This window comes from Streptomyces sp. SID5785, assembly GCF_009870065.1.
Lineage (GTDB): Bacteria > Actinomycetota > Actinomycetes > Streptomycetales > Streptomycetaceae > Streptomyces.
Genome location: NZ_WWIA01000644.1, coordinates 1 through 8869, shown reverse-complemented (window position 1 = coordinate 8869; position 8869 = coordinate 1). Strand labels below are relative to the sequence as shown.

Below are 8869 nucleotides of genomic sequence, written 5' to 3'. Positions count from 1 at the left end.
TCCAGCTCGCCGACCGCCGCGTCGACGAGATGAAGGTCACCGTCCCCGACGTCGCCGCCGACCGCGTCACCCTCGCCGAAGTCTCCGCGACCGTCCGCGACGTGCGCCTCACCGGCTCGGGACCGACCGACATCAGCGGCGCCCACGCCGACGCCATGAACGGCGAGGTACTGCTCAGCTTCGCCGACATGAACCGCGAACTGGGCGCCTCCCAGGTCACCTTCACCGGCCACGGCCGCGACCGGGTGCTGGCCCGCGGCACCCTGCCCGTCGCCGGGCACGCGCTCCAGGTGCGCGCCGACGCCACCATCCGGCGCCTGGGCACCACCGGCATCAGCACCGACATCGACGGCATGAGCCTGCGCATCGGCGACCTCGCCACCTACCGCCCCGGCACCTCCTCCACCGAGGGCCTGCACCTGAGCCGCAGCTCGGTCGCCCGGATCACCGAGGAGACCGACAAGGCACGGCGGCTGCTCTCCATCCCCGCGCTCGTGCACCGCATCGGTGTGCCGGAGCGCGCGGTCCGCGCAGCCCTGACCAGCGACACCAAGCTCAGCGAGCTCACCGGCTCGCCCCGCTTCGTGCACCGCGTCATGGACATGAACCTGATCGACATCGCGCTGCGACACCCCTGGCTGCTGAAGAAGCTCGGGCTCGATCCGGCCCTTCTCGACGGCCTGTCCCGGCTGACCCGGCCCGCGCTCGCCGACCGGCTCTCGCTCGCGTTCCGGCTGCCCGAACTGCCCCGCGACCAGGGCTACGTACGGCTCAAGGACGTCGCCGTCGAGAAGGACGGCATCCGGGTCACGCTCTCCGGGGCCGGCCTCGGCTTCGGCCGCTGACCTGCGCGCGGCACGGCCCGTGAGACGTCACTGAGGCAGTTCGGGCGGCGGCGTCGGCGCCCCCGGCAGCGTCATCGTGGCGACCGTGCCGCCGCCGGACGCCGCCGCGAGCGCCACCTCGCCGCCGACCGACTCCACGGTGCGGGCCACGATCGACAGGCCGAGCCCCGAGCCCGGCAGCGCCCGCGCGGTCGGCGAGCGCCAGAACCGGTCGAAGACGTACGGCAGTTCCTCCGCGGGGATGCCCGGGCCGTGGTCCCGCACGGTGAGCGTGCCGCGCATCAGGCGGACCTCGACGGTGCCCCGGTCGGGGCTGAACTTCACGGCGTTGTCCAGCAGGTTCACGATCGCCCGCTCCAGTGCCGCCGGCTCGGCCCGCACGTACCAGGGGGCCAGCTCGGCCGTCACGGTCAGCTCGGGGCCGCGCAGCCGGGCCCGCTCGACCGCGCTGCGCACCGTGTCGTGCAGCGACACGACCTTGAGCGGGGCGTCGTCGCCGGTCAGGCCGGAGCGCGACAGTTCCTGGAGGTCGCCGATGAGCGCGGCCAGCTCGGACATCTGCGCCTTGAGCGAGGCCATCAGCGCCGCACGGTCGGCCGACGGGATCGCCCGGCCGGTCTCCTCGCTGCGGGTGAGCAGCTCGATGTTGGTGCGCAGCGAGGTCAGCGGGGTGCGCAGCTCGTGGCCCGCGTCGGCGATCAGCTGCTGTTGCAGGTCGCGGGAGGCGGCGAGCGAGGCGGCCATGGAGTTGAACGACGCGGACAGCCGCGCGATCTCGTCGTCGCCCTCGACGGGGATCCGCACGGTGAGGTCCTCGGTGCGGGCCACGTGCTCGACCGCGTCGGTCAGCTCGTCGACGGGGCGCAGCCCGGTCCGGGCGATCCACAGCCCCGCCGCTCCGGCGCCGAGGACGCCGATGCCGCCGACGACGAGGAGGATCCAGGCCAGCCGGGTCAGCGGGCGGGTCACCTCGGCCATGGGGCTGGCGAGGGACACGGCGATGTCCGGGTACCGGGTGCTGTCCGGGCCGCCCGTGCTCACCGGCACCGTGAGCACGCGCATCGACGTGCCGTCCTCGGCGTCGGTGGTGTGCAGGGCCCGGTCGCTGGTGCCCTTCGCCACCGCCAGGTCGGACTTCTGCGCGGGGATCGGCGACGTGCCGCGCCAGGTGCAGACCGTGCCGTCCGAGGCGTTGATCAGCTGGATGGTGGGGCCGGGCAGATCGGGCTGGCGCGGGCCGACCGCCGTGCAGTTGAGCAGCCCGGTGGTCTGGGCGCGGCTCTGGCTCAGCGAACCGACCTGGCTGCGCAGCTCGTTGTCCATCTGCCCGCGCAGCTGCTCACCGGTGATGAACCAGCAGGCCACCGCGACCGCGGCGACCGCGGCCGCCACCGCCGCCGCGACGAGGAGCGCGAGCCGGGACCGCAGCGGCAGCCCGCGCAGCCGGCGCAGCCACCCGCTCACTCCGCCCCGCCCGCGCGCAGCACGTACCCCACGCCCCGCACCGTGTGCACGAGGCGCGGCTCGCCGCCCGCCTCCGTCTTGCGGCGCAGGTACATGACGTAGACGTCGAGCGAGTTCGAGGACGGCTCGAAGTCGAAGCCCCACACCGCCTTCAGGATCTGCTCACGGGTCAGCACCTGACGCGGGTGCGCCAGGAACATCTCGAGCAGGGTGAACTCGGTGCGGGTCAGCTCGACGGTCCGCTCGCCGCGCGTCACCTCGCGGGTCGCCGGGTCCATCCGCAGATCGGCGAAGGCCAGCACGTCGGAGTCGTCCGGTGCGCCGGTCGCCGCGGCCGCGTACCCGCTGCGCCGCAGCAGCGCCCGCACCCGGGCGAACAGCTCGTCCAGCTCGAACGGCTTGACCAGGTAGTCGTCGGCGCCCGCGTCGAGACCGGTGACACGGTCGCCGACGGTGTCGCGCGCCGTCAGCATGAGGATCGGGGTGGTGGCGCCGGTGGCCCGCAGCCTGCGGGCCGCGGTCAGCCCGTCCATGCGCGGCATCTGGATGTCGAGGACCACGAGGTCGGGCCGGTACGCGGCGGCCTTGTCCAGCGCGTCCGCGCCGTCGACGGCGACCTCGGTGGCGTAGCCCTCGAAGGCGAGGGAGCGCTGGAGCGCCTCCCGCACCGCGGGCTCGTCGTCGACGATGAGGATCCGGTGCTGCGCGTCGCGGTCGCCGTCGGCGGGGCTCATGGGCTGCTGTTCCTGTCCTGGAAGCTGGAGGGGGACGTACGGGCCGGTGCTCAGCCTCGCACGGCCGCCCGCCGGCCGCGTGCGGCACGGCGCGCCGCCACCGGCGGGACGAGTTCGGGGGCCCGCCCCGCCGCCGGCCGCAGGAGCGCGGCGACGGCGAGGGCGAGACCGGTGTCGGCGGGGCCGTGGGCGGTCGCCGGATGCGGGTGGACGGTCGGGGTCATCGGGTCCTCCTGAGGGTGCCGGAGGCGCGGGGTCAGCTGTCGGAGCCGCCCGCGCGCAGGGTGTCGAGGTCCGCCTTGAGCGTGTTGACGGGGATGGCGAAGCCGAGGCCGACGCTGCCCGCGCTCGACGAGGACGACGAGGAGTCCGAAGCGGCGGAGTACATCGCGGAGTTGATCCCGATGATGTTGCCGTTCATGTCGATGAGCGCGCCGCCGGAGTTGCCCGGGTTGAGGGACGCGTCGGTCTGCAGCGCCTTGTACGTCGTGGTGGACGAGCCGGTGTCGCCGTTGAACTCCCGGCCGCCGAACTCGAAGGGCCACCGGCCGTCGCCGCCGCCCTGCTGCTGTTGCTGCTGCTGGCTCTCGTCCGTCGACACGGTCACGTCGCGGTCGAGCGCGGAGACGATGCCGCTGGTGACGGTGCCGGTCAGGCCCTCGGGGGACCCGATGGCGACGACCTCGTCGCCGACCGAGACACCGTCGGAGTCGCCGAGGGTGGCCGCCTTGAGCCCCGAGGCGTTCTGGAGCTTGATGAGCGCGAGGTCCTTCTTGGCGTCCGTGCCGACGACGTCGGCCGTGTACGTCTTGCCGTCGCTCGTCCGTACCTTGATCGAGGAGGCGCCCGAGATGACGTGGTTGTTGGTGACGATCTCGCCGTCGCCGGAGAGGATGACGCCCGAGCCGGTCGAGGAGCCGTTGCTCAGTGTCGCGTTGACCTCGACGATCGAGGGGCTGACCGCCTGCGCGACCCCCGAGACGGTGCCGCGCTTGCTGCTCGGCACGACGGCGGTGCTGGTCGAGCTGGAGGCGGTGGTGTCCGAGCCGGTCAGCTGCTGGAAGGCGTAGGCGGTGCCGCCGCCGACCGCCGCCGCGGCGACGGCCACGGCCGCGAGCAGCCCGACCGGGCCCCTGAGGCGCTTCTTCCTCCGCTCGGGCCCGGCGTGCGGGGCGGGCGTGCCCGGGGCGGGCGGCTCGGCGCCGGGGGCCGCGAACCGCGCGGTGGGGTCGCCGCCGTGGCCCCCGGCACCGCTGCCGCCGCTCGCGGGCCACACCGTGGTGCCCGGCGCGACGCTGACCGGCTGCGCCGGGTCGTACGCGGGCGGAGGAGGCCAGGCACCGGCCCGGTCCTCGGAGGGCGGCACGCTCCCGGAGTACGGGGACTGCTGCCGGCTGGTGTCCTCGGGGTACTCGCCGCTGCGGCGGAAGCTCTCGGTCATGTCGGTAAGCCTGTGGCGCGTACATGAGAGCAGGCTGAGTGTGCCCTGAGAGTCCCGGCAGAAGCCTGTTTGCCCGATATAAAGACGACCCGGCGAGGGCCGTCACGGGATCAGGCGCAGCCGCAGGACTGCCGGACCACCAGCCGCGACGGGAACAGCTTGAGCCGCTCGCGCCGGGACCCCGCGACCCGCAGCGAGTCGTCCAGCACGAGGTCCACGGCGGCCCGTGCCATCGCCGAGCGGTCCGAGGCGACCGTGGTCAGCGGCGGGTCGGTGAGCCCCGCCTCCTTCACGTCGTCGAACCCGGCGACGGCCAGCTCGCCCGGCACCTCGATACGCAGCTCGCGCGCGGCCCGCAGCACGCCGATGGCCTGGTCGTCCGTCGAGCAGAAGATCGCCGGCGGCCGGTCCGGGCCGGCCAGCAGCTCGAGCGCCACCCGGTACGCGTCGTAGCGGTTGTACGGGGCCTCGAAGAGCCGCCCCTCGGTGTCCAGGCCGGCCTCGCCCATCGCGCGCCGCCAGCCCTCGACGTGGTCGGACACCGGGTCGCCGACGGACGGGGTGTCCGCGGTGCCGCCGAGGCACGCCACGTACGCGTAGCCGTGCTCCAGGAGGTGGCGGGTGGCGAGCTGGGCGCCGCCCAGGTCGTCCGTGACGACGGCGACGTCGTCGATCGCCTCGGGCCGCTCGTGCAGCAGCACGACGCGGGCGTCCCAGGCCTCGATCTCGCTCGCCGCGTGGTCGTCGAGACCGTGGCTGACGAGGATCAGGCCGGAGACCCGCATGCCGAGGAAGGCGCGCAGGTAGTGCACCTCACGGTCGGCGACGTAGTCCGAGTTCCCGACGAGGACCATCTTGCCGCGCTCGGACGCCGCCTGTTCGACGGCGTGCGCCATCTCCGCGAAGAACGGCTGGCGCGAGTCCGGCACGATCATGCCTATGAGGTCCGTGCGCCGCGAGGCCATGGCCTGGGCGACCCGGTCGGGCCGGTACCCCAGCTCCTTGATCGCGGCGAGCACCCGCTCGCGCGTGGCCGGGGCGACCGGCCGGGGTCCGTTGTTGATCACGTAGGACACGACGGCGGTCGAAGTACCCGCCAGTCGCGCAACGTCGTCCCGAGTCACCTTGGCCACGCGCGGAGTCTACGCGGATGGACCCGTCTGCGGGCAGGGCGTGCGCCCCGCCCTCAGGACTTGGCCCGGACCGGACGGCCGCCCGCGACGGCCGGGCTGCCCGCTTCGTCCGCCTTTCGCGGGGACACGGTCCGGTCCGCGCCGGACTTCTCCGCCGCGGCGCCCCGACCGCCCTCACCGGGCTTGCCGGCCGTGTTCGCCTTGTCTGCCGTGTCGGCCTTCTCGCCCTTGTCCGGCTTCTCCGGCGTGACGAAGCGGTAGCCGACGTTGCGCACGGTGCCGATCAGCGACTCGTGCTCGGGGCCCAGCTTGGCGCGCAACCGCCGCACGTGGACGTCCACGGTGCGGGTGCCGCCGAAGTAGTCGTACCCCCAGACCTCCTGGAGCAACTGCGCGCGCGTGAAGACCCGGCCGGGGTGCTGCGCCAGGTACTTCAGGAGCTCGAACTCCTTGAAGGTGAGGTCGAGGACCCGCCCCTTGAGCTTCGCGCTGTAGGTCGCCTCGTCCACCGACAGGTCGCCGTTGCGGATCTCCATCGGGGAGTCGTCGGCGACGATCTGCTGGCGGCCCATCGCGAGCCGCAGCCGTGCCTCCACCTCGGCGGGACCCGCGGTGTCGAGCAGGACGTCGTCGATGCCCCAGTCGGCGGTGACGGCGGCGAGGCCGCCCTCGGTCACCACGAGCACCAGCGGACAGCCGGGCCCGGTGGAGCGCAGGAGCTGGCACAGGCTGCGCACCTGGGGAAGGTCGCGGCGGCCGTCGATCAGGATCACGTCGGCGCCGGGGGTGTCGACGAGGGCGGGGCCCTCCGCGGGGGCCACTCGCACGTTGTGCAGGAGCAGGCCGAGGGCGGGGAGCACCTCCGTCGACGGTTGGAGGGCATTGGTGAGGAGCAGCAGAGAGCTCATCACACCCCACCTGCCCGGGTCGTCATACGTTCGTGCACGGTTCGCTCGCCCATAACGTCTGGTTCCTCCTCGGTCCCTGCGAGGACGTTTTCGGCACTGCTTCGTACTGATGCGCGTACTGCCGGTACTGCTCGGGCCCGCGCCCCGGACCCGTGCGTTCTCGTTCGTATACAACGAGCCAGAACGCACAAAAGGACTCGGGGGCTGCATTGCCCGAGTCCTCTGTCCAGCAGAATAGCCCACATGAATCGGCGTCCGGCAGGTGAAGAGCGAGGTTCTTCTGTGCGGCCGGTCACTGAACGGCCACGCCGCGCGACGCTGCGGACACAGGACGCGATCGCGATCGAGGCGGCTTACGAGCCCGGTACCGGCCCGTCGGGCGACCTCGCGATCGTGCTCGCGCACGGCTTCACGGGCGATCTCGAGCGGCCCCACGTGCGCCGCGCCGCGGGCGTGTTCGCCCAGCGTGCGGCGGTCGTCACGTTCTCCTTCCGCGGCCACGGGCGCTCCGGCGGGCGGTCCACCGTCGGCGACCGGGAGGTGCTCGACCTCGCGGCGGCCGTGGAGTGGGCGCGTTCGCTCGGGCACACGCGCGTCGTGACGGTCGGCTTCTCGATGGGCGGTTCCGTGGTGCTGCGGCACGCGGCGCTGCACCGGGGGCGCACGGAGGCACGGACCGACGGAGTCGTCGCGGTGAGCGCCCCGGCCCGCTGGTACTACCGCGGCACGGCCCCGATGCGCCGCCTCCACTGGGTCGTCACCCGGCCCGCCGGACGCATGGTGGGCCGGCTCGGGCTGCGCACCCGCATCCACCCCTACGACTGGGACCCGGTGCCGCTGTCGCCGGTCGAGTCGGTGCCGCTGATCGCGCCGACCCCGCTGCTCGTCGTGCACGGGGACAGCGACCCGTACTTCCCGGTCGACCACCCGCGGATGCTGGCGGCGGCGGCCGAGGGCGGGGCCGAGCTGTGGCTGGAGCCCGGCATGGGGCACGCCGAGCACGCGGCGAGCGACGAGCTGCTCGGCCGGATCGGCGACTGGGCGGCGCGGGCGGCCGTCACGGGTGCCGCAGAATAGACGCCGACCGCACCGCACGAAGAGGAGGGGCGTCCATGGCACAGGGCACGATCCGCTACTGGGCGGCGGCCAAGGCGGCCGCCGGTGTCGCGGAGGAACCGTACGACGCCGAGACGCTGGCCGACGCGCTCGCCGGAGCCCGCACGCGACACCCCGGCGACCTGGTGCGTGTCCTGCAGCGTTCCTCGTTCCTGATCGACGGGGACCCCGTCGGCACCCGGGAACATGAGACGGTACGGCTGGCCGAGGGCGGCACGGTCGAGGTGCTCCCGCCGTTCGCAGGAGGGTGACCCCGATGAGCAACCACCAGCAGCCGCCGTACCCGGAACAGCAGTACGGGGGCGCCGACCCCCACGGGCACCAGCAGTACGGGCACCAGCAGTACGGGGAGCAGCAGTACGACGGGTACGCGCAGTCCGGGCAGTACGCGCAGCCCGACCCGTACGCGCAGCCCGACCCGTACGCGCAGCAGCAGGCGCCGCAGCCGCACGGCGCCGAGGCCGCGCAGCAGTGGCAGGGCCAGACCTGGGACACCCAGGTCCAGCCGGCCCCGCAGCCCTACCTGCCGCCCCAGCACCAGGACCCGATGACGCAGGTCGTCCCGCCGGTCCAGGGCGTACCCCAGGCGCAGGCCGAGCCGCAGCAGGACCCGATGACCCGGATGCTGCGCCCGGTGCAGGCCGCGCCGCAGCCGCAGGCCTCCGCCGCGCAGGCCGCCTCCGGCGAGCCCGCCTACGGGCCCGCCACCGTCACCGGCAACACCCGGGTCACCGACGCCCAGCGGGCCCGCGCCGAGGGCCGCTCGCCGGTCATCGAGCCCGGCATGCAGCCCGCCGGGCTCACCGCCGCGCTCGGCCTGCTGCTCGCGGGCGGCGCCGCCGTCGGCCCGTACGCGCTGCTCGTGCCGCTGCTGCTGCTCCAGGCGGTCACGGCCGCGGGCTGGTTCCGGCTCAACGGCATGTGGCCGGCCCGTCAGGGCATCGCGCTCGCCTTCCTCGGCGGCGTCGTCGCCGACATCGCCCTCCTCGCGGCCGGCCGGAACCACGGCCCCGCCGCGATCCTCGGCACCCTCGGCGTCTGGGTCCTGCTCACCCTGGTCCTCCAGCTGCGCTCGCACGCCGACCCGGACGAGCGGATGTACGGCCTGATGGCGACCGTCGTCTCGGCCGCCCTCGCGATCGTGGCCGCGGGGCACCTCGCGGCCGTGCCGGACGCGGTGACGGTCGGTGGGATCGCCGTCGCCGTGGCCGTCGTCGTCCGGGCCCTG

Annotated in this window: 10 protein-coding genes; 4 read left to right on the top strand and 6 right to left on the bottom strand. The window is 74.0% G+C overall.

Features of this window, described 5'->3' with window-relative positions:
* A partial coding sequence (locus GTW43_RS20995) for an LmeA family phospholipid-binding protein (protein ID WP_161303563.1) occupies positions 1-845 on the top strand: 845 nt, incomplete at its 5' end.
* Positions 846-872: 27 nt separating this feature from the next.
* Here the strand turns inward: GTW43_RS20995 and GTW43_RS20990 are convergent.
* From GTW43_RS20990 to GTW43_RS20965, 6 genes are all read right to left on the bottom strand, one after another.
* Positions 873-2309: a HAMP domain-containing sensor histidine kinase gene (locus GTW43_RS20990; protein WP_161303562.1), complete on the bottom strand. Its 1437-nt coding sequence runs from the start codon at positions 2307-2309 to the stop codon at positions 873-875.
* Positions 2306-3043, bottom strand: coding sequence for a response regulator transcription factor (locus tag GTW43_RS20985; RefSeq protein WP_161303561.1), 738 nt, complete (start codon positions 3041-3043; stop codon positions 2306-2308). Before GTW43_RS20985 ends, GTW43_RS20990 begins: the two co-directional genes overlap by 4 nt.
* Positions 3044-3093: 50 nt before the next feature.
* Positions 3094-3267: a hypothetical protein gene (locus tag GTW43_RS20980; RefSeq protein ID WP_161303560.1), complete on the bottom strand. Its 174-nt coding sequence runs from the start codon at positions 3265-3267 to the stop codon at positions 3094-3096.
* A gap of 32 nt (positions 3268-3299) precedes the next feature.
* A complete protein-coding gene (locus GTW43_RS20975) occupies positions 3300-4484 on the bottom strand; it encodes a trypsin-like peptidase domain-containing protein (protein ID WP_161303559.1) in 1185 nt (394 codons plus the stop codon).
* Between the two features lie 110 nt (positions 4485-4594).
* The gene (locus GTW43_RS20970) at positions 4595-5617 is read right to left on the bottom strand and encodes a LacI family DNA-binding transcriptional regulator (RefSeq protein ID WP_161303558.1); all 1023 of its coding nucleotides are present in this window, start codon (positions 5615-5617) and stop codon (positions 4595-4597) included.
* 53 nt (positions 5618-5670) lie between these two features.
* Positions 5671-6525: a response regulator transcription factor gene (locus GTW43_RS20965; protein WP_161303557.1), complete on the bottom strand. Its 855-nt coding sequence runs from the start codon at positions 6523-6525 to the stop codon at positions 5671-5673.
* A 243-nt stretch (positions 6526-6768) separates the two neighbouring features.
* Between GTW43_RS20965 and GTW43_RS20960 the strand changes: the two genes are divergently transcribed.
* The 3 genes from GTW43_RS20960 to GTW43_RS38190 all read left to right on the top strand — a co-directional run.
* The gene (locus tag GTW43_RS20960; protein ID WP_161303556.1) at positions 6769-7602 is read left to right on the top strand and encodes an alpha/beta fold hydrolase; all 834 of its coding nucleotides are present in this window, start codon (positions 6769-6771) and stop codon (positions 7600-7602) included.
* Positions 7603-7637: 35 nt separating this feature from the next.
* A complete protein-coding gene (locus GTW43_RS20955; RefSeq protein WP_161303555.1) occupies positions 7638-7892 on the top strand; it encodes a MoaD/ThiS family protein in 255 nt (84 codons plus the stop codon).
* Between the two features lie 5 nt (positions 7893-7897).
* The coding region (locus GTW43_RS38190; protein WP_237536724.1) for a hypothetical protein at positions 7898-8869 on the top strand (972 nt) is incomplete at its 3' end.

Bases quoted from the DNA above. Each gene is read 5' to 3' on its own strand.
- GTW43_RS20960 (WP_161303556.1), top strand. From the start codon at position 6,769: ATGAATCGGCGTCCGGCAGGTGAAGAGCGAGGTTCTTCTGTGCGGCCG.
- GTW43_RS20955 (WP_161303555.1), top strand. From the start codon at position 7,638: ATGGCACAGGGCACGATCCGCTACTGGGCGGCGGCCAAGGCGGCCGCC.
- GTW43_RS20985 (WP_161303561.1), bottom strand. From the start codon at position 3,043: ATGAGCCCCGCCGACGGCGACCGCGACGCGCAGCACCGGATCCTCATC.
- GTW43_RS20975 (WP_161303559.1), bottom strand. From the start codon at position 4,484: ATGACCGAGAGCTTCCGCCGCAGCGGCGAGTACCCCGAGGACACCAGC.
- GTW43_RS20965 (WP_161303557.1), bottom strand. From the start codon at position 6,525: ATGAGCTCTCTGCTGCTCCTCACCAATGCCCTCCAACCGTCGACGGAG.
- GTW43_RS20980 (WP_161303560.1), bottom strand. From the start codon at position 3,267: ATGACCCCGACCGTCCACCCGCATCCGGCGACCGCCCACGGCCCCGCC.